This window comes from Thalassospiraceae bacterium LMO-SO8, assembly GCA_031655335.1.
Lineage (GTDB): Bacteria > Pseudomonadota > Alphaproteobacteria > Rhodospirillales > Casp-alpha2 > UBA1479.
Map to the genome: position 1 here is coordinate 3,405,804 of CP134226.1, position 20,480 is coordinate 3,426,283.

19 protein-coding genes and 1 tRNA gene are annotated in these 20,480 nt (G+C 62.8%); 17 read left to right on the forward strand and 3 right to left on the reverse strand.

Translation table 11 applies throughout. The annotated features are described in order from the left end of the window. Positions 1 to 49: 49 nt before the first annotated feature. Positions 50 to 427: a response regulator gene (locus RJ527_16390; GenBank protein WND75602.1), complete on the reverse strand. Its 378-nt coding sequence runs from the start codon at positions 425 to 427 to the stop codon at positions 50 to 52. 104 nt (positions 428 to 531) lie between these two features. Next, positions 532 to 1,926, reverse strand: a complete 1,395-nt coding sequence (locus tag RJ527_16395; GenBank protein WND75603.1) for a short-chain fatty acyl-CoA regulator family protein — start codon at positions 1,924 to 1,926, stop codon at positions 532 to 534. A 243-nt stretch (positions 1,927 to 2,169) separates the two neighbouring features. Between RJ527_16395 and RJ527_16400 the strand changes: the two genes are divergently transcribed. The 7 genes from RJ527_16400 to RJ527_16430 all read left to right on the forward strand — a co-directional run bounded on the left by RJ527_16400 (position 2,170) and on the right by RJ527_16430 (position 10,423). Continuing rightward, on the forward strand, positions 2,170 to 3,510 hold the full coding sequence (locus RJ527_16400) for a substrate-binding protein (protein ID WND75604.1): 1,341 nt from the start codon (positions 2,170 to 2,172) through the stop codon (positions 3,508 to 3,510). A gap of 84 nt (positions 3,511 to 3,594) precedes the next feature. After that, positions 3,595 to 4,623 (forward strand): branched-chain amino acid ABC transporter permease, encoded by a 1,029-nt coding sequence (locus RJ527_16405; protein WND75605.1) that lies wholly within the window; start codon positions 3,595 to 3,597, stop codon positions 4,621 to 4,623. A 3-nt stretch (positions 4,624 to 4,626) separates the two neighbouring features. Further along, a complete protein-coding gene (locus tag RJ527_16410) occupies positions 4,627 to 5,778 on the forward strand; it encodes a branched-chain amino acid ABC transporter permease (protein ID WND75606.1) in 1,152 nt (383 codons plus the stop codon). 13 nt (positions 5,779 to 5,791) lie between these two features. Then, a complete protein-coding gene (locus RJ527_16415) occupies positions 5,792 to 6,547 on the forward strand; it encodes an ABC transporter ATP-binding protein (GenBank protein ID WND75607.1) in 756 nt (251 codons plus the stop codon). A gap of 26 nt (positions 6,548 to 6,573) precedes the next feature. After that, a complete protein-coding gene (locus RJ527_16420; GenBank protein WND75608.1) occupies positions 6,574 to 7,377 on the forward strand; it encodes an ABC transporter ATP-binding protein in 804 nt (267 codons plus the stop codon). Positions 7,378 to 7,553: 176 nt separating this feature from the next. After that, positions 7,554 to 10,037, forward strand: coding sequence for a HAMP domain-containing methyl-accepting chemotaxis protein (locus RJ527_16425; protein WND75609.1), 2,484 nt, complete (start codon positions 7,554 to 7,556; stop codon positions 10,035 to 10,037). Between the two features lie 119 nt (positions 10,038 to 10,156). Next, positions 10,157 to 10,423 (forward strand): hypothetical protein, encoded by a 267-nt coding sequence (locus tag RJ527_16430; protein ID WND75610.1) that lies wholly within the window; start codon positions 10,157 to 10,159, stop codon positions 10,421 to 10,423. An 82-nt stretch (positions 10,424 to 10,505) separates the two neighbouring features. On the opposite strand, the gene RJ527_16435 is transcribed toward RJ527_16430, so the two are convergent. Continuing rightward, positions 10,506 to 10,595, reverse strand: a tRNA-Ser gene (locus RJ527_16435). A 125-nt stretch (positions 10,596 to 10,720) separates the two neighbouring features. On the opposite strand from RJ527_16435, the gene RJ527_16440 reads away from it, so the two are divergent. From RJ527_16440 to RJ527_16485, 10 genes are all read left to right on the forward strand, one after another. Further along, entirely contained in the window at positions 10,721 to 11,098 is a 378-nt protein-coding gene (locus RJ527_16440; GenBank protein ID WND75611.1) for a hypothetical protein, read from the forward strand. A 37-nt stretch (positions 11,099 to 11,135) separates the two neighbouring features. Continuing rightward, positions 11,136 to 11,450 carry a hypothetical protein gene (locus RJ527_16445; protein ID WND75612.1) on the forward strand — a complete coding sequence of 105 codons (315 nt, stop codon included), beginning with the start codon at positions 11,136 to 11,138 and terminating at the stop codon, positions 11,448 to 11,450. Between the two features lie 175 nt (positions 11,451 to 11,625). Continuing rightward, positions 11,626 to 12,417 carry a YdcF family protein gene (locus RJ527_16450; protein ID WND75613.1) on the forward strand — a complete coding sequence of 264 codons (792 nt, stop codon included), beginning with the start codon at positions 11,626 to 11,628 and terminating at the stop codon, positions 12,415 to 12,417. A 121-nt stretch (positions 12,418 to 12,538) separates the two neighbouring features. After that, complete coding sequence (locus tag RJ527_16455; GenBank protein ID WND75614.1) at positions 12,539 to 13,777, forward strand: lytic murein transglycosylase; 1,239 nt, start codon at positions 12,539 to 12,541, stop codon at positions 13,775 to 13,777. Positions 13,778 to 13,874: 97 nt separating this feature from the next. After that, the gene (locus tag RJ527_16460) at positions 13,875 to 14,861 is read left to right on the forward strand and encodes a septal ring lytic transglycosylase RlpA family protein (GenBank protein WND75615.1); all 987 of its coding nucleotides are present in this window, start codon (positions 13,875 to 13,877) and stop codon (positions 14,859 to 14,861) included. Between the two features lie 113 nt (positions 14,862 to 14,974). After that, entirely contained in the window at positions 14,975 to 16,165 is a 1,191-nt protein-coding gene (locus RJ527_16465) for a D-alanyl-D-alanine carboxypeptidase family protein (protein ID WND75616.1), read from the forward strand. An 81-nt stretch (positions 16,166 to 16,246) separates the two neighbouring features. Further along, complete coding sequence (gene tmk / locus RJ527_16470) at positions 16,247 to 16,897, forward strand: dTMP kinase (GenBank protein ID WND75617.1); 651 nt, start codon at positions 16,247 to 16,249, stop codon at positions 16,895 to 16,897. Further along, positions 16,894 to 18,045, forward strand: a complete 1,152-nt coding sequence (locus RJ527_16475; GenBank protein WND75618.1) for a DNA polymerase III subunit delta' — start codon at positions 16,894 to 16,896, stop codon at positions 18,043 to 18,045. The genes tmk and RJ527_16475 overlap by 4 nt, the downstream gene beginning before the upstream one ends. A 46-nt stretch (positions 18,046 to 18,091) precedes the next feature. Then, positions 18,092 to 19,648, forward strand: coding sequence for a methionine--tRNA ligase (metG, locus tag RJ527_16480; protein WND75619.1), 1,557 nt, complete (start codon positions 18,092 to 18,094; stop codon positions 19,646 to 19,648). A gap of 4 nt (positions 19,649 to 19,652) precedes the next feature. Continuing rightward, on the forward strand, positions 19,653 to 20,471 hold the full coding sequence (locus tag RJ527_16485) for a TatD family hydrolase (protein WND75620.1): 819 nt from the start codon (positions 19,653 to 19,655) through the stop codon (positions 20,469 to 20,471). The last annotated feature ends 9 nt before the right edge of the window (positions 20,472 to 20,480 follow it).

The window sequence follows — 20,480 nt, forward strand, 5'->3', positions numbered from 1 at the left end:
ACAGTTGTGTTATTTTTTGATCAGGCAAGACGCGGTCCCCAGCGAGTCCCTAGTCGGGCCGGCCGACCGCGAGTTTTTCGACAGCGGCGATCAGTTCGGAGTTGACGAACGGTTTGGTGATGAACATGTCGGCACCGCATTTCATCGCGGTTTCCCGGTCTTCGCGCTGGCCCTTCGCCGTGACCATCAGCACGGGAAGGGTTTTGGTCCGGGCGTCCGCCCGCAACCGCCGCAGAACTTCGTAACCGTCCAGTTCCGGCAGCATGACGTCCAGAATTAGAATATCCGGCGTGTCGGATTGCGCGACTTCAAGGGCTTGGCGCCCATTGGTTGTCGTCGCCACGTCGAACCCGGACCGTTCCAAGATGAAAGTCAGCGATTCGACGATGTTCGGCTCGTCCTCGGCAAGCAACACACGTTTCGCCATGTTTCGACGAAACCTCCCAAATTTCTGTTGTTGTTTTTTCTCCCGACCGGGCGATTAGACCCCAGATAACACGGGTCTGCAATGCCCATGCGGAAATTCACATGTTACTGAGTCAAGGGGTCTTCCACCCGGTGCGGACAGGATTGCCGCGAACACAATCGGCAGCCCGGGCCGACTTCCTCGACAACGGATGCGGTGTCCGGTGCATAGATCGTCATCCCGGCATCGACTTCGGTCGTGACCAGCATATCGGTCACATAGTGCCGCGGCTTGCCGAACCCGGTCATTCCGGTGTTTCGCGCCCGGGCGATAAAAACAAAACGGTCGCCGGAAGGGAAAAGCGCGCGCTGTCTGATCACCGCCTCCGGAGACTGCTGGGCCCGGAATAAAACCCACAACGGGCAGGCGGCGGCATACCGGGGAATGATGAGTTTCTCAAACCCGAGCTTTTCGATGATCATGCCCGACGCGTTGGCCTGCAGGTATCCGAAGCGGGGAAGGCCGTCGCCCCTGGGAATCGAGATCAAGCGGTGACAAACGGTGTCGACCTCAGTCGAGTAGGCGTCCGCCAGTGCTTCGATGTCATAGCGGAGATTCTTGGCCTCCTCGGTAAACGCCGCCATCGGCATCAGAATCGCGCCGACCGCGTAATTTGCAAGCATTTGGCGGGCGCGGTCCGCCGCCGCGGTTGTTTCAATTTGGTTGCTGTCCGCGACGATCCGTTGAATCGGACCCGCCAGATGCTCCTCAACCAATGCTTGTGCCTTCACCCGCCGGGGCAGCGGCCGCAAGTCGGCCAGCATGTGCGACATCTCGCCGGCGATGGTTTCGATGTCCTCGAAACAGCCGCCATACGCGTCAAACAGCGCCTCAACCTCGTCGGCCGGGGTGAGAAATTTTTCCGCGTGCACTGATTTGTCCAGGTATGTGGCCAGCGTTTCGCCGTTGTCCGAAAGCACGCGAATTTCTTCATGGATGATTTCTATGAACCGATCGCGGCGATCGGGGGGCAGGTCGGAATAATCGACGAGAATGTCCGCGACCGAGCGAATGGCGGTCATGCGGTTCAGCATCTTGTGGATCTCCGCGCCGAGATAGGGGTCGTTCGACAGCCGATCGGACAGGACCTGAGCGCGAACCATCGCCTCGCGTTCGGACTGGGCCAGGGCCGCGACGGCACGGGCCCAACCGGGAAACCGTCCGATGAATTCACTGGTGCGTTCTCTCTCGACATTCGCGTCCTTTAGGCCGGGCAGATGGGCGATCTCTGAAAGAGCGGCATTCAACCGTTCTTCCGCCGCGCTTCCCAGGTCGTCCAGGGACAGGTTAAGGGCGCTGGCGATTTTGCGGAGCAGGGCGCCGGCGATGGGCCGCTTGTTCCATTCGATCAGGTTCAGGTAGCTGGGGGAAATACCGACTTCGCGGGCGAGCGCGGCCTGTGTCATTCCGACCTCCCGCCGATATTGCTGAATTCGCGTGCCCAGGATTGCGTTGACCATTTGAGCGCCTCGTATGTATCGCGCGCCGGAGGGCGCATGTGTCAATAATTTACAAATTAATTATCATAAAATGCAATTTTTTACTAAATTATCTATGTAAATCAATTAAATATTGATTCGTTTACAAGACTCCCGTCATGTTCGCCCGGGATGGATCAATTCATCGTGGGTTAAGGCTTCGCAAACAGCCGCAGATATCGATCTGGCCCGCCTACAACAATTCAAATTGGGAGACTTCCAAACATGAGTGAGTTCAAAATTACGCGCCGTGGGCTGCTGCAAAGCACCGCCGCGGCCGGTGCCGTTCTGGCGGCCCCGACCATTTTCTCTTCCAAGGCGTTCGCCGCCGGGTATCTGAACGAGCCCAAGGGCAAGACCGTTACCTTCGGCTTCAACGTGCCGCAGACGGGTGCCTATGCCGATGAGGGCGCCGACGAGCTGCGCGCCTATCAGCTGGCCGTCGAACACATCAACGGCGAAGGCGACGGCGGCATGCTGAACACCTTCTCCTCGAAGGCGTTGAAGGGTAACGGCATCAACGGCAAAAAGGTCGTGTACGTCACCGGCGACACGCAGACCAAGTCCGATGCCGCGCGCGCCAGCGCCAAGCGCATGATCGAAAAGGACGGCGCCATCATGATCACCGGCGGTTCGTCCTCCGGCGTCGCCATCGCCGTTCAGGGCCTGTGCCAGGACGCCGGCGTCATCTTCATGGCAGGCCTGACGCATTCCAACGACACCACGGGCAAGGACAAGCGCGCCAACGGCTTCCGTCACTTCTTCAACACGGAAATGACCGGCTCCGCTCTGGCTCCGGTGCTGAAAAAGAACTTCGGCGCCGACCGTACCGCCTATCACCTGACCGCCGACTACACCTGGGGCTGGTCGCAGGAAGGTTCGATCAAGAAGTACACGGAACAGTTGGGCTGGAAGACGGCGGCCGCCGTCCGCACCCCGCTCGGCGCCGGCGACTTCTCGCAGTACATCACGCCGGTTCTCAACTCGGGCGCCGACGTTCTGGTGCTAAACCACTACGGCCGCGACATGGTCAACTCGCTGACCCAGGCCGTTCAGTTCGGTCTGCGCGACAAGCAGGTCAACGGCAAGGAGTTCGCCATCGTGGTGCCGCTCTACAGCCGACTGATGGCCCAGGGTGCCGGTGAAAACGTCAAGGGCATCTTCGGTTCGACCAACTGGCATTGGTCCTTGCAGGACGAAGGCTCCAAGGCCTTCGTCAAGTCGTTCGGCCAGAAGTACGGGTTCCCGCCGTCGCAGGCGGCGCACACCACCTACTGCCAGGCCATCCTGTATGCGGATGCCTGCCAGCGCGCCGGCACCTTCCGTCCGTCCGGCGTCGGCAAGGCCCTCGAGGGCTTTAAGTTCGACGGCCTGGGCAACGGCCCGACGGAATACCGCGCCGAGGATCATCAGTGCTTCAAGGATGTCCTGGTCGTGAAGGGGAAGGAAAACCCGACCTCCAAGTTCGACGTTCTCGAAGTCGTCGAAGTCACGCCCCGGGCGCAGGTCGAATATCCGGCCAGCCTTTTGGGCGGTGAACTCGGTCCGTACAACGACGGCAAATAATCGGTCCTCCCTGACTGGCCTTACGGTCGCTCCCGGGTCTTACCCCCCGGGAGCGGCCAACTATTTCCGTAGGGGTGACAATCCATGGATGCAATTCTTCTCCAGGTTCTAAATGGCCTTGATAAGGGCGGTGCCTACGCTCTGATCGCGCTCGGCCTGACCATTATCTTCGGCACGCTCGGCGTGGTGAATTTCGCGCACGGCGCCTTGTTCATGCTGGGGGCCTTCTGCGCGGTGGCGGTCAAGGCGGTTCTGAATATTCAGAAGGTCACGATCGACCCGACGCAAACGACACCATGGGGCGCCCCCATGGAGATCAAACAGCCCTATGTGGAGGTTTGGTTCGGGGATTACGGCACCACGATCCTTGATTTCTCGGTGCCGGTTTCCATTCTTATCGCGATCCCCATCATGCTGATGATCGGGATCGCCATGGAGCGGGGCCTGATCCGGTATTTCTACAAGCGGCCGCACGCGGAACAGATTTTGGTGACCTTCGGTCTCGCGATCGTGCTGCAAGAGATCGTCAAAAGCTATTTCGGCGCCAATCCGATCCCGCAGCCGGCCCCGGACATCGCCAACGGCATGATCGATTTCGGCATCCTGGTCGGCTTTGACGCGGGCAACGTGGTCTACCCGGCCTGGCGCTTCATCTATTTCCTGTTTTCCACCGCCATCATCGCGGCCGTGTTCGCGTTCTTGCAGTTCACGACCTTCGGCATGGTGGTGCGGGCAGGCATGGCGGACCGGGAAACCGTGGGGCTTCTGGGCATCGACATCGACCGCAGGTTCACCATCGTGTTCGGCATGGCGGCGGTCGTCGCCGGCCTGGCGGGCACCATGTACACGCCGATCCTGAGCCCCGATTACCACATGGGCATGGATTTCCTGGTTCTCAGCTTCGTGGTCGTGGTCGTCGGCGGCATGGGGTCGCTGGGCGGGGCCGTGTCCGCTGGGTTCCTGCTCGGCATTCTGCAAAGTTTCGCCTCCATGAACGAGGTCAAGGCGATCCTGCCGGGCATTGACCAGATCATCATCTATCTGATCGCGGTCGTCGTCCTTCTGGTCCGCCCACGCGGCCTGATGGGCCGGCGCGGCGTGATGGAGCAATAAAAAATGTTCGCCAATTCAATCAGCAAAAAAGACCTGCTTCTGCTCGCCGTGTTCACGGCGGCGGTGCTGGCGGGGCCCATCATTCTGAAACCGATCGGCGCGGGTTATCCGGACCTTCTGCAAAAATTCGCGATCTACGGAATCTTCGCGCTTGGTTTCAATATTCTGTTCGGGCTGACCGGCTACCTGTCGTTCGGTCACGCGGCCTTCCTCGGCGTGGGCTCCTACACCGCGGTGTGGACCTTCAAGCTGCTGAGCATGAATCCGGTGCCGGCGATTATCTTCGCGACGGCGATGGGGGGCCTGTTCTCGGCACTGATCGGGTTTATCTCGCTGCGCCGCTCGGGCATCTACTTTTCCATCCTCACGCTGGCCTTCGCGCAGATGTCCTACAACCTCGCCTATTCGGTGCTGACCCCGATCACCAACGGTGAAACGGGTCTCCAACTGGCCCAGTCCGACCCCCGGGCCCTCGACGTCGCCTTCGGGCGGGATTACGGCGCCGTGTTGCCGTCGTCGGACCTGTTCGGCATCCAAATGACCGGCTATCCCGGCTTCTATTTCTGCGCCGTCATGCTGATCATCTGCTTTTTCATCTCCATGCGCATCTACCGCTCGCCTTTCGGGATGATGCTGCGCGCGGTGAAATCGAACCAGAACCGCCTGAACTTCACCGGCGTCCACACGCGGCCCTATGCGCTTACGGCTTTCGTCATTTCGGGCATGTATGCCGGGTTGGCGGGTGGCTTGCTGGCGGTCACCGACCCGTTGGCCGGGGCGGAACGGATGCAGTGGACCGCCTCGGGCGAAGTCGTGCTGATGACCATCCTGGGCGGCGCCGGCACGCTTCTTGGGCCGGTGATCGGCGCCGGCGCCATCAAGTATTTCGAAAACATCTTCTCGGCCTTCAACGAAGGCATCCTGATGAAGATCTTCAGCTTCCTGCCCGAGGTTCTGCAACACATCGCCGTGTCCGTCAGTTCCATGTTCGTGGGCGAAGGCTGGCACTTGACGTTGGGCGCTCTGTTCATGGTCATCGTCATCTTCCTGCCGGGCGGCCTGATGGAAGGCGTCAGCCGCATCGGCAATCTGATCCGGCGACAACCGCCGGGCGGCGGATCCGGCGGCGTGCCGCAACCGGCGCCGGCGGAATAGGGAGGATCAGGACATGAGCGCTCTATCCGTCAAGAACGTCAACAAACGGTTCGGCGGCCTGAAGGCCCTGGACAACGTCAATCTGGAGATCGAGGCCAGCACGGTCCACGCCATCATCGGCCCCAACGGCGCGGGTAAATCGACCCTGTTGAACTGCTTCATCGGCCGGCTTGAACCCGATTCCGGGACCGTCACCTTCGACGGCCGGTCGTTGCTCGGCATGGCGCCGCACGAGATCAACCAGGCGGGCGTCAGCCGGGTTTTTCAGACGCCGGAAATCTTCGGCGACCTGAGCCTGATCGACAACGTCATGATCCCGAGCTTCGCGCGCCGCGACGGGGCCTTCAAGATCAACGCCTGGACCCCGGTCCGGCGCAATGGGCCGATGGCCGAGAAGGCGATGTCCATGCTTGAGGACGTCGGCTTGGCGGCCAAGGCCGACGAGACGGCGGCCCACCTGTCGCGTGGCGACAAGCGGCGATTGGAACTCGCCATGTGTCTGGTGCAGGACCCGAAGCTGCTTCTGCTCGACGAGCCGACGGCCGGCATGGCGCGGGCGGACACCAACAACACGATCGATTTGATGAAACGGATTGCCCAGCGCGGGGTGACCATGGTGGTCATCGAGCACGACATGCATGTGGTGTTCTCCCTGGCCGAAAGAATTTCCGTATTGGCCCAGGGAACGGTCATCGCCGAGGATACGCCCGAGAACATCAAGGGGAATCCGAAAGTTCAGGAAGCCTACCTTGGTGGAGCGCATCTATGAACCAGATAGACGAACGGGAGTCTCGTATGGACAAGAGCGCCGAGGAACAGACGCTGCTCGAAAACGGCGGGTTTAAAGACGGCACGGCGCCGGGCGTGAAGCCGGTGACGGGGAAGGGCGGACAGCCCGCCTATTTTTCGTGCTGGGACATCCACGCCTATTACGGCGAAAGCTATATCGTTCAGGGCGTCTCGTTCGATATCCGTGAAGGGGAGATCGTCGCCCTTCTGGGGCGCAATGGCGCGGGCAAGACATCGACGCTTCGGGCCATCGCGCGGCTCGACGATCCGGCGCTCAAGCACGGGGAGATCTGGCTCGATCATAAGCCGCTTCACAGCATGCGGGCCCACGAAGCATCGCGGAACGGGATTGGGCTGGTGCCCGAGGACCGGCGCATCATCCAGGGCCTGACGGTCGAAGAGAACCTGACCCTGGCCCAGATCGCGCCGCCGATCGGCTGGTCCATCGAACGCATCTACGAGCTGTTTCCCCGCCTGGGCGAGCGCCGCAATCAGGAAGGCACCACGCTGTCCGGCGGCGAGCAGCAGATGCTTGCGATCAGCCGGGCGCTCGCGCGCGACGTGAAGCTGCTTTTGCTGGACGAGCCCTATGAAGGCCTGGCGCCGGTGATCGTGCAGGAGATCGAGCGGACCTTGGAAGAGATCAAGTCGCACGGCATGACGACGATCATCGTCGAGCAGAACGCCATCGCCGCCCTGCATCTGGCGGACCGGGCCATCATTCTCGACATGGGGAAGGTGGTGTTCGACGGCCTTGCCCAGGAAGTTCTTGAGAATGCCGACATGCGTCAACAGTACCTGGCGATCTGACGGTCGCCTTCCGTAACCGCGGCCCGAAAACCCGAGGCCGCGAATGAGACGTCAAAAAGACTGGAGGTTTTATTTCTGAACCGTGAGTGAAGCCCGCGCATCAAGACGGGCCTGGGGGCTGTCCCGATATAGGGAAAGAAAAACTTCCGCTCACACGCAACGTGTAAGGGGAGACGATGATCGTTCAACGAAGAGCGTTTCAGGGGGTTAAGGGCAGGCTATTCATCTCGTTCGGGACCGTGACCTTATTGACCATCGCCGCGGGGGGAACGGCGCTATTCGCATTCAACAGCACGGAACGACATTTTCACGCGGTTCTCGACCGCGCGGTTCCGACCATGGAAACCGCGCTCGAATTGGCCCGCAGCAGCGCATCGCTGTCCGCCAGCGCGCCGGCCCTGGCAAGAGCTCAGAACACGGAACAGAGCGCCGATATTCTTGAGACCCTCCAGGAGCGGTTATCGCAAATCGGCGACCTGATCGGCAGGCTGGAGGCGTCCGGGCCGCAGGAGGCGACGGCGCGGATCAAGCCCCTGGTGGCGCAATTCGAGCAGAACATCGAGAACCTGAATCTCGAAGTGGCGAGTGGTCTTGCCGCCAGGGACGAGCTTCAGGTCGTCGCCCAGCAGGTCATCGATACCCACGAGGCCATTCTCAGGAAACTGGCTCCGATACTCGGCGCGGCCGAAGGCGAGGTCGGGAAGGGGTCGGCAGCGTTGAGCATCGGAGGGGTTCAGGCGGTCAACGCGCTCATGAACAAGGATCTGCCAAAGCTGCTTCAGCTTCATCAACTGGAAGCATTGGCCCATAAGGCGGCCTTGCTGGTGATGCTGCCGCGAAAGGCCGCCGCCGGCATGTCGGCGGGGGACGGCCCCACGAAGGTTATGACCGAAGTATCTGAGCGGCTGGCGAACAAGCACGGCCTGGCGAAGGTCCAGCCGGCGGTGGCGGCGTATCTGGCCGCCGTCGGCGCCAAGAATCCAGGCGGGGTTCCATCGGCGCACAACAAGTTTCTGGCTGTGTTGGGTGAACAGGCGAAGACCGCGCGCAGTGATCTGGCCGCCGCCATGCAGAAATTCATGATCGATAATTCCGTACGTGGATCGACCCTGGTCAACAAGACCATGAAGACCGTCAGCACGTTGTTGCGCATCGAGGCCAAGGTCAACCGTACCGCCGGCCTGATGGCGACCGCGGCGCAGGCCAACGACATTGACCTGATCCAGCGCCTGCACGAGGGGATTCTGCTGGCCGTCCGCCAGACCAACTTCGAAATCGGCGAACTTCGGGACAAGGAGATGGCAAGCGCCCTGAAGGAGCCGGCCGCATGGTTTACGGCGGCATCGGAAGGCGAGGGCAGCATCAGCGAATTACGGAAAAAGGTCATCGGCGCGAACCAGCGCGCGCTGACGATCTTGGAGGATACGCAGAAGCTATCGGAGAACCTGTCGGCGGAGGTCAGCGCGATTGTCGACACGTCCCGCGCGGAAGTCCGAAGCGGATCCGAAGACATCGTCTCGGACTTCGCCAAGGGAAAACGTCTGCTCGGTGTGATCGTCGGTCTTGCGGTCGCGATCGCGCTGTTGATCCTGTGGCTTTACGTCGTCCGAAACCTGGGCCGGCGATTGACGACCTTGACGCAGGCGACCCGGGCGGTCGCGGATGGCCACCTCGACGCGGACATCAACATCGCAGGAACGGATGAAATCGCCGACATGGCGTCGGCGCTTCAGGTCTTCAAGGACGGTCTGGCAAAGGCGCGGGCCGGCGACCAGCGGGCGGAAGAAGAGCGTGACCGGGCGTCCGCGGCGCGCAAGGCCGAGATGGCCGAGCTTGCGGATGGCTTCGACACGAACGTCGGCGGGGTCGCCCGTGCGGTCGCGAGCGCGGCGAACGACTTGAAGGCGGCGTCCGAATTGATGGCGAGGCTGGCGGAAAAGACCAATTCACAGTCCGCCGTCGTTGCGCGGGCCTCCGAAGAGGCCTCGTCGAACGTGCAGACCGTCAGTGCGTCGGCGGAACAACTGGCGGTATCCATTCAGGAAATCGCCCGACAGGTGACGCAGTCCTCTGAAATCGCCGCGAAAGGCGTGCGCGATGCCGAATTGACGAACAGCAAGGTCCAAGGCCTCGCGCAGGCCGCCGAAAAGGTGGGCGAGGTCATCGACCTGATTACCGATATCGCCGAGCAGACCAACCTTCTGGCGTTGAATGCGACGATCGAGGCGGCCCGTGCCGGAGACGCCGGCAAAGGCTTCGCCGTGGTCGCGAGCGAGGTTAAGAACCTAGCGTCGCAGACGGCCAAGGCGACGGAGGAAATTGGGCGGCATATCGACGGCATTCAATCCGCGACCCAGGAGTCCGTCGAGGCCATCCGAGGTATCAGCCGAATCATCGACGATATCAACGAGATCGGGTCCGTGATCGCCGCCGCGGTCGAGGAGCAAGGCGCGGCCACCCGGGAGATCGCCCGGAGCGTCGAGGATGCCGCCTCGGGGACGTCACAGGTCAGCGACAACATCGAATCCGTCACATCGGCCGCCGGCGAAACCGGGCAAGCCGCCGCGCGGATTCAGGAATCGGCCCTGAGCTTGACCAGTCAGGCGGATATTCTGAGGGGAGAGGTCGACAATTTCCTGACCCAGGTGCGGGCCGGCTGAACCTTGCCGAGGGGCGGATGCGGGTACAGGGGCGGGGGGCGGATGGGGCAGGTTGACCTGCATCAAGGCGATGGTGCTCCGATCCCTGTACAACCCGCGGACAACCACATGAGGGCACCATGAACCATCACCACCGCAAGGTCTTGCATTCGCTTTTTTCTCACCCGATCAACGGCAATATCGCCATCAAGGATGTTGAAAGTGTGTTTCGGGAATTAGGCGCGGAAATCAGCACGGCGCAGTCTGGCAAGATGCACGTTGCGCTGAAGGGGCACAGTGCCAACTTTTCCCACGCTCAGCACAGCCTGCCGCGTGAGGAGGTCGTCCAGGTTCGGAAATTCATCGAATCTTGCGGAATTAACCCGGAATCCGATTATCCGCTCTAAGCCGTCGGGGGCAGGGCGGAACAAGTAAGATCCGATTGAAGCGCCCGGCCCGGACCCCTCACGGAACGCGGTCTCCAAAGAATGGCGGATGGGGTGGGATTCGAACCCACGGTACGCTTTCACGCACGCTGGTTTTCAAGACCAGTGCCTTCAACCGCTCGGCCACCCATCCAAACCTGAACAGACGGAGTCCAGACTTATGGAAGGATGTCTCCCGTGTTCGCGGGCGGCTGTCAAGAATAAGCGAATATCGGCCGTATCGACCTAGAAAAGCCGGAGAAGGCTTAACTGAATGAGGTGAATGACGCCGATGGCGGCGAGGGTGCCCCCGGTTACGACGCCCAGTGTGCTGCCGATGAGTCTGGTGGAGCGGTTCGTCATTGTGAAACCTCCTGTCCCGGCATGTCCGTCCGTTTGACGTTCTTGCTGCATGCATTCTTTCTAATGCGCCCCATCGGTGCAGTGACCGGAGTCACAAATCCCCATAAAAAAGACCAAAAAAATGACGTCAGGTTGTTGTCAGGAACCGATTTTGCGGCGTTTTTGACGCGTTTCGATGCGTCAAAACGGCGGAAATCTGCGCTGGTCCATAAAATGAAAAAATTGTCAATAGAGGGTTGTTATATATGCCCGGCCTTGGTAATATACGAATGCAATCCGTGTGACATGATTTGATCACGCGACGTGTAGGTTCAGAAGGGACCGCCTGACAATGATCGGTTCGGCACAGAAAGCGCCGGGAGTAAGCGCAGCCCTCACCGTCCTTAATTTGGCGGTGGTGCGGCAAGTTGTGTTTGAGCGCGCTGCCGAGCAAATTTCCGAACGACGTGAAAATGCGACCGCGGCCGTTGTCCAGACGGCCGAGGAAAACCGCAGCCGCAGTGCCGCCGTTGAGGCCGTCCTCGAAGATAAGAACTCCCACCACTCCACCGCCGACGACAAGACGTCCAGCGGCGGTGCCGACAGCGAGTTCAAATCCCCCGATTTCTCCGCCAGTAGCGGCAAGACGGTCGATATTCAGGTCTGAGGGCAGGTCCGAGATTCGAACGCTTTTCGTGTCGTGACGTTGCCTGGCCCTCATGGGCCATTTTTAATGTCCGACCCATTGCTTGAGGGCGCCGGCTCATGAGTGGAAAGCAGCCGCCGCCCACCGCGCGCGGATTTGCGTGCGCTTGATCCGGCCTTGGGGTACAAGCCCCGCCATGTATTTCATCCTGTCCAAAGTCATGTGGTTTGCGTTGAAGCCGTCGATGGTCATGTTCCTCGGCATGACGGTCGGTTTTGTGCTCGTCCTGACCCGGTTCCGCCGGGCCGGTCTGATGCTGTTCGGCGTCAGCATTCTGGCCCTTTGGGCGGTCACCGTAATTCCGGTCGGAGAGATGATGATCCGTGATCTGGAGGAGCGCTTTCCCAAACAGACGGAACTGCCGGAAAAGATCGGCGGGATCATCGTGCTCGGGGGCTCCATCAATCCCGTGCTCTCCCGCGAGCGGGGCCAGATCGCCGTCGACAGCAGCATGGAACGGCTTCTGTTCTTTGCCATGTTGGGCGACACCCGGCCGGGTGTGCCGTTGGTGTTCACGGGCGGGGCGGGCAGCCTGTTCGCCCAGGATGCCAAGGAAGGGCATTACTTCAAGGATCTGGCGGGGCTGCTCAACCTTGATATGTCGCGGGTGATTGTCGAGGCGGAATCGCGCAACACCATGGAAAACGTGGTGTTCAGCAAGAAATTGGTGACGGTCGAGGCCGACCGGCCCTGGGTGATGATTACCTCCGCCCGCCATATGCCGCGTGCCGTCGGCCTGTTCCGCAAGCAAGGCTGGCCGGTCATTCCCTATCCCGTCGATTATATCACGCTGCCGGCCAGAGGCTGGACGCTGAGCCTGGAGAACCTGGGCGGGCAATCCATGCTGGACGCCGCCGTGCATGAATTCCTGGGCATGGCCGTCGCCTATGTTCTCGGCCGCAGCGACAGCCTGTACCCCGCCCCCTGAGCGAGGCCCCCGAGGCGCTCCGGCGGTGTGCCGGGCCTTGCGGCGGTGAAATCCCTATGGCACAAGGCCTCAGTGGCTCTGGCGAGGCAACCGCCGTCGGCCGGGCAGGGTATCGAGGATCATGCAGAGACGTTCAATATGGCTTGTGGCGCCGGTGTTGTGCGCCCTTTGGTTCGGGGAAGCCGGCATCCGGTCGGCTTCGGCCTCGGTTGATCCCGTAACCCCGCCGAGCGCCGCCGAATTCCAGGCCTGGCTCGATTCCTTCAAGGCAACCGCCGCCGCGCGGGGCATTTCCGCCGCGACCCTGGACCGGGCCCTGGCGGGGGCATCCTACATCACCCGGGTCATCGAGCTGGACCGCCGCCAGCCCGAATTCACCATGACCTTCTGGCAGTATTACGAAAAGACGATTTCCGACAAACGGATCGCCCGCGGCCGCGAGCTGCTGAAGACCCATGCCGCGCTGCTGAACAAGGTCGAGGCGAAATACGGCGTGCCGCCCCGGTTCCTGGTCGCCTTCTGGGGCCTGGAAAGTAATTTCGGCGACTATACGGGCACCTTTCCGCTGATCGGCTCCCTGGCGACCCTGGCGTTCGATCCCAGGCGCTCCAAGTTCTTTTCCGAACAGCTTCTGGCGGCGTTGGAGATCATCGACCGCGGCGACATCCCGGCTGACGTGAAGGCCTCCTGGGCTGGGGCCATGGGCAACACCCAGTTCATTCCGTCGACCTATCGCGCCTATGCGATCGACTTCGACGGCGACGGGCGGCGTGATTTGTGGCGCTCCCTGCCGGACGTGTTCGCCTCGTCGGCGCATTTTCTGTCCAAGTCCGGTTGGCGCAAGGACGAGACCTGGGGGCGCGAAGTGCGTTTGCCCAAAGGATTCGATTTTGCTTTAAGTGGGCTTGATAAGAAATTGAAATTAAAGGAATGGCAGGCGAAAGGCGTGCGCCGTGCCGATGGCCGCGACCTGCCGGTGGCGGACATTGACGCGGCCCTGGTGCTGCCCGCGGGGGCGGATGGTCCGGCCTTTCTGGTCTACGGCAATTTTGAGACCATTCTCGTGTGGAACCGCTCCATTCTCTATGCCCTGGCCGTCGGACATCTCGCCGACCGTCTGGTCGAAAAGGGCCCCCTTGTTGCCAAAAAGCCAAGTAATGACAAAGCCTTGTCAAGATCCGACATGCGTGAAATTCAGCGTCTGCTGGCGGAAAAGGGGTTCGACGCCGGGGGGCAGGACGGTATCGCCGGGGCCAAGACCCGGCGTGCCATCAAGGCCTATCAGGGGCGGGAAGGGCTGGCGCCGGACGGGTATCCGGATTCCCGTCTGCTCGATCATTTACGCGGCAACGGCGGATAACGCCCACGGTTGCCGGGCGGACCAGACTCGACTACACTAGATAAAGGCTGGTTTCTTTATATTTTCTACTACATTTCCGTATTCAGGGGGCGGCGCCATGGCTGGGCGTATTAAGGTTAACTGGCTGATCTTGTTGGTGTTGGCCTTATTGGTCAGCGGGTGCGCTGAAACTCAGTTCCTGATTTCCGGCACCAAGCGCCTTCAGGGGGCGGCGGGAACCACGGGGACCTACAAGATCGGCACCCCCTACCAGATTTCCGGCACGTGGTATTATCCGGCAGAGGAATGGGACTATGACGAGACCGGGATCGCCTCCTGGTACGGCAGCGATTTCCACGGCAAGGACACGGCCAACGGCGAGACCTATGACATGAACGACCTGACGGCGGCGCACCGCACGCTGCCGCTGCCGTCCTTCGTGCGGGTCGTCAACCTGGAAAACGGGCGTTCCATCGTGCTTCGGGTCAACGACCGGGGGCCTTTCGCCAAGGGACGCATCATCGACGTCTCCCGCCGCGGCGCGCAATTGCTGGGGTTCAAGGAGCAAGGCACGGCGCGGGTCCGGGTGCAGATTTTGGCGGAACGCTCGCAAGCTCTGAAGGCACAGATTCTCGGCCAGGATTCCATCGCCGAACACGGCAGCCCCATTCAGGTCGACAAGTTGCCGAAGGCTTCGGTCAGCGCCGAATCGCTGCCGCCGCCGCCGGGCGCCCAGGCCGCGCCACAGCCGTCCAGCCCGCCGCCCGCGCCGGTCCCGGCCAGTCAGGTCGCCGCCGCGGATGAAATCCGTCCCGGCACGCTGCCGGAACCGGAAGTCACCACCGTTGCCGTGGGGCCGACCAACATCTTCGTTCAGGCCGGGGCCTTCACCAACTATCAGAACGCCATGCGGACCCAGATCATGGTCAGCCGGGTGTCGTCGGCGACGATTTCCCATGTCCTGATCGACAACAAGGATTTCTACCGCGTGCGGGTCGGCCCTCTGGCCACGGTCGAGGATGCCGACCGGGCCCTTGAGCAACTCCAGGCCATCGGTTATCCAGGGGCGCGGATCATCGTCGACGGCAAGGGGGCGGGGTCCTGACCCCATTTCCGCCCCATTTCCATGGCGTGGTCGGCCCTACGATTGGCCCCGACGCCCGGTCCCGGGTGTTGCAAGGAACCAGAAGGACGCGCCTTGAGCTGCGGGCGCGAAGCATGATGACGACATTGAATTCCGTATCCCGTTCCATCCCGCATCTGCGCCGCCTCGCGGCGGGGGCGGTACTGATCGCCACCGCGTTGGCCGGCGCGCCGCCGGCCGCGGCCATGGACACCGTCGCCCGCGAGGCCATCCTGATCGACGGTCAGACCGGCGCCGTGCTGTTCGAAAAGGATGCGGACGCGCTGATGCCGCCGGCATCCATGAGCAAGCTGATGACCGTCTACATGGTGTTCGAGCGCCTGAAGGAGGGCAGTCTGTCCCTCGACGAGGAATTCGTGGTCAGCGAGAACGCCTGGCGCAAGGGCAACTGGGCCTCGGGCGGGTCGACCATGTTCCTGGAACCGGGGCAGCGGGTCCGTGTCGAGGATCTGCTGCAAGGCATCATCGTGCAGTCGGGCAACGACGCCTGCGTCGTCGTCGCCGAGGCGCTGGCCGGCAGCGAGGACGCCTTCGCCGAGATGATGACCGAAAAGGCCCGCGACATCGGGCTCAAGAACAGCACCTTCCGCAATGCGTCGGGCTGGCCCCACCCGGAACACCGCATGACGGCGCGCGATCTGGCGACCCTGGCCAAGCGGACGATCAAGGATTTTCCCGAGTTCTACCACTATTACTCGGAACGCAAGTTCACCTACAACAACCACACCCAGCACAACCGCAACGAACTGCTGGGCAAGGGCATCGGCGTGGATGGTCTGAAGACGGGGCATACGGAAAACGCCGGATACGGGCTGACCGCCTCGGCGGAGCGCCTCGACCGGCGGCTGATCCTGGTCGTCAACGGCCTGCCCGACAAGCGCGCCCGGCGCGAGGAGCCGCAGCGCCTTCTCGAATGGGGATTCCGCGAGTTCAAGAACTACGCCCTGTTCAAGGCCGGCGAGGAAGTCGCCAAGGTCGATATCTGGCTCGGCAATAAGGCGCAGGTGCCGCTGGTCGTCACTAACGAGATGCTGCTGACCCTTCCGCGCAAGGAACGGGCGGGCATGAAGGTGACCGTCGATTACCAGACGCCGGTGCCGGCCCCCGTGAAAGCGGGCGACAAGCTCGGCACCCTGATGCTGACCTTTCCCGAGCGTGAGGCCATCCAAATCCCGCTGGTGGCCGGCGACGGCGCCGAACGCCTGGGCCTTTTCGGTAGGGTGATGAGCGCTCTCCGGTCTATCATCCTGGGTGTTTCCGGTTAGCGCCGTCCGATCAGGGACGCGGCGGCTGACGGCGGACATGCACGGAACGCGCGACAACCAGGGTATTCGGGGTGCCGGCCGGTGACGACGGGCAAGTTCATTACATTCGAAGGCGGCGAGGGCGGCGGCAAGTCGACCCAGCTTGGCCTGTTGGCCAAGGTGCTTGAGGACGCGGGCATCGAGGTTCTGACCACGCGCGAGCCCGGCGGCACGCCGGGGGCGGAGGACATCCGTAATCTGCTGGTCCGCGGCACGATCGACCGCTGGCCGCCCGTCGCCGAGGTGCTGCTGCATTTCGCGGCCCGCGTCGATCATGTCGAAAAATCGATCCTGCCGGCGCTGGAAAGCGGCGCCTGGGTGTTGTGCGACCGTTTCACCGATTCCACGCTGGCCTATCAGGGCGGCGGGCACGGCCTGGGGTTGCAGCGCATTCAGGCCCTCAAGGAAGACATCCTGGGCGATTTTCAGCCTGACTTGACCCTGATTCTGGATATTCCGGTGGAGGAGGGCCTGGCCCGCGCTTTCGGTCGCGCCGGGGCCGAGGATCGATACGAGCGCATGGACCTGGGCTTTCACACCCGCATCCGCGACACCTTCCTGGCCATCGCCGAGGCCGAGCCCGGGCGTTGCGCCGTGGTTGACGCCACGGGGTCCGTCGACGACGTGCAGCGGGAAATCTGCGCCGCCGTGTCGCACCGCCTGGGCGCCGATCTGAAGGTGGCGGGCCGATGAGCGACGACGATGCCCCGGACCTGGACCCGCGCGCCAATCCGGACCTGATCGGCCACCTGGAGGCCGAGGAAAGCCTGCGTGCCGCGCTTGAGGCTGGGCGTCTGGCCCATGCTTGGCTGATCACCGGCCCCAAGGGCATCGGCAAGGCGACCCTGGCGCACCGTTTCGCGCGCTATGTCCTGACCCACGGCGCGATCCTGGCCAAGGCGCCCCCCACGAACGACGGCCCGGGCCTGTTCGGCGACGCCCCGCCGGAACCGGCCCCCATGCCCGCCGGGGCCGGGGAAGAGGGGCAGGGGCTTTACCTGGACCCCGCCCATCCCGTGTTCCACCGCACGCTGGCCGGCAGTCACGCCGACCTGATGGTGGTCGAATGCGCGGTCGACGAGAAAACCGGCCGCCGCAAGGGCCAGATTCCGGTCGACGCCATCCGCGCCGTGAAAAGCTTTCTCAGCCTGACGGCGGGTGAGGGAGCGTGGCGCGTGGTCGTCATCGACAGCGCCGACGACATGAACCGCAACGCCGCCAACGCACTTCTGAAAGTACTTGAAGAACCGCCGCCCCAGGCCCTGGTTTTGCTGGTGTCGCACAATCCGGGCAGTCTGCTGCCGACCATCCGCTCGCGCTGCCGGCGCCTGACCTTGCGGCCCCCTTCGATCGACGCCGTGGCGGCCCTGATCGCCCAGCGCTGCCCCGATCTGGGCGCGGCCGAGGCGGCGCGCCTGGCCGAGGTCGCCGAGGGCAGCATCGGGTATGCCCTCGACCTGGCGGCGCAGGGGGGATTGGCCATGCTGGATGAAGTCTCGGGCCTGTTGGCGCGCCTGCCGGACGGCATTCCGGCCAAGGATCTGCATGATTTCGCCGGGCGTCTGGGCGGGGCCGGCAAGGAAGCCGAATTCGCGGCTTTCGCCAAGACGCTGCGTTGGTGGCTGGAACGCCTGATCATCGCCGGCGGTGGCGGACCGCTGCCGGGCATCATCGACGCCCAGGTCGTGGCCAGACTCAACGCCATGGCCGGCCTTGATCGTTGGCTGGAGGTATGGGAAAAGGTGTCGCGCCTGCTTGCCGCGACGACCGCCGCCAATCTGGACCGCAAGCAGGTGGTTCTCAACGCGTTCATCACCGCCGAAGCGGCGGTCCGGCGATAACGCGGACGAAGCGCAATTCTCTGACCCTGTGCCATTGGATCCACACATGCCGGCCACGCCCTACTACCTGACCACGCCCATCTATTACGTGAACGACGCCCCGCACATCGGCCATGCGTACACGACGCTGGCCTGCGACGTGCTGGCGCGCTTCAAGCGCCTGGACGGCTATGACGTGAAGTTCCTGACGGGCACGGACGAACACGGCCAGAAGGTGGAAAAATCGGCCCAGGCCAAGGGCATCGACCCGCAGACCTTCGCCGACCAGGTGTCGCAGAATTTCCGCACCCTGGCCGATTTCATGAACTTCAGCCACGACGACTTCATCCGCACCACGGAACCCCGCCACATCAAGGCCTGTCAGGCGATCTGGCAGCGCATGATCGACGCCGGGGAAATCTATCTCGGCAGCTATTCCGGCTGGTACGCCGTGCGCGACGAGGCGTTCTACGGCGAGGGCGAGTTGACCAAGCGGCCCGACGGCACGCGCGTCGCCCCTTCCGGCGCCGAGGTCGAATGGGTGGAGGAGCCCAGCTATTTCTTCCGCCTGTCGGCCTGGGAAGACCGCCTGCTGGCGTTCTACGACGCCAATCCGGACTTCATCGCCCCGCCGAGCCGGCGCAACGAGGTCACCAGCTTCGTCAAGGGCGGGCTGCAGGACCTGTCCGTGTCGCGCACCACCTTCAATTGGGGCGTGCCGGTGCCCGGCGACGAGGCGCACATCTTCTATGTCTGGCTCGACGCCCTGACCAACTACATCTCGGCCCTGGGCTATCCGGACGAGCAGGGAGAATTCGCGACCTATTGGCCCTGCGACCTGCACATGGTCGGCAAGGACATCCTGCGCTTTCACGCGGTCTACTGGCCGGCCTTCCTGATGGCCGCCGGGCTGGAGCCGCCGAAACGCGTGTTCGCCCACGGCTGGTGGACCAACGAGGGCCAGAAGATTTCCAAGTCTGTCGGAAACGTCATCGACCCCATTGATCTGGTTGGAAAATACGGCCTCGACCAGGTGCGCTATTTCCTGCTGCGCGAAGTTCCGTTCGGCAACGACGGCGATTTCTCCCATTCCGCCATGGTCAACCGCATGAACGGCGAGCTGGCCAACGACTACGGCAACCTGGCGCAGCGTGTGTTGTCCATGGTCGCCAAGAACTGCGGCGGCGCGGTACCGACGCCGGGCGCGTTCACGGCCGACGACGATGCGTTGCTCGGCCCGGCGGGCGCATTGGCCGACGTCGTGCGCGGGGCCCTGGACCGTCAGGCCTTCCACGAGGCGCTGGAAGCCATCTGGACCGTGATCCGGGCCGCCAACGCCTATGTCGATCATCAAGCACCCTGGAAGCTGCGCAAGGAAGACCCGGCGCGCATGGCGACGGTGCTCTACGTGCTGGCGGAAACCATCCGGCGGCTCGCCATCCTGACCCAGCCGTTCATGCCCGACACCTCGGCCAAGCTGCTGGACCAACTGTCCGTTCCGGCGGATGCCCGCGCGCTGGACCAGTTGGCGCCCGGCGTGGCGCTTGCCCCCGGCACGGTCCTGCCCAAGCCGGAAGGGGTGTTTCCCCGTTTTCAGGACGATGAGACCCAGGGGGCGGCCTGAGGCCATGGACGGCGCCACACAACCCTATCTGGTGGACAGCCACTGCCACCTGGATTTCCCGGATTTCGGGGACGAACTGGACGCCGTGGTGGCGCGGGCGGTGGCGGCCGGGGTCGCCTACATGGTGACGATCTCGACCCATTTGTCCAAGTTTGCCCAGGTCAAGGCCGTGGCCGAACGCTACGACAACATCTTCTGCACCGTCGGCATTCACCCGCACCAGGCGGCGACGGAAAAGGTGACCAGCGCCGAGGAACTGGCCGAGCTGGCCGGCCACCCGAAGGTCGTCGGCATCGGCGAGACGGGCCTGGATTTCTATTACGAGCACAGCCCCCGGGATATCCAGGAAACACAGTTCCGCGCCCATATCCGGGCCGCGCGCGCAACCGGCCTGCCGCTCATCGTCCATACCCGCGACGCCGACGACGACACCCTTCGCGTGATGGATGAGGAATACCGCGACGGCGGGCCGTTTCCCGGGCTGATCCATTGCTTTTCGGCGGGGCCCGAGGTGGCGGAAAAGGCCGTGGACATGGGCCTCTATATCTCCGTTTCCGGCATCGTCACCTTCAAGACCGCCGATGATCTGCGGGCCACCGTGGCTGATGTGCCGCTCGACCGTCTGCTGGTCGAAACGGACTCGCCCTTCCTGGCCCCGGTGCCGAAGCGCGGCAAGCGCAATGAACCCGCATTCACGGCCCTGACCGCCGCCAAGGTGGCGGAGCTGAAGGGGCTTTCCACGGAAGATTTGGCGCGCCAGACCACGGACAACTTCTTCACCCTGTTCACCAAGGCCGCGGCCGCGGTGCGGGGCGAGGGGTAGGGGGCCGAC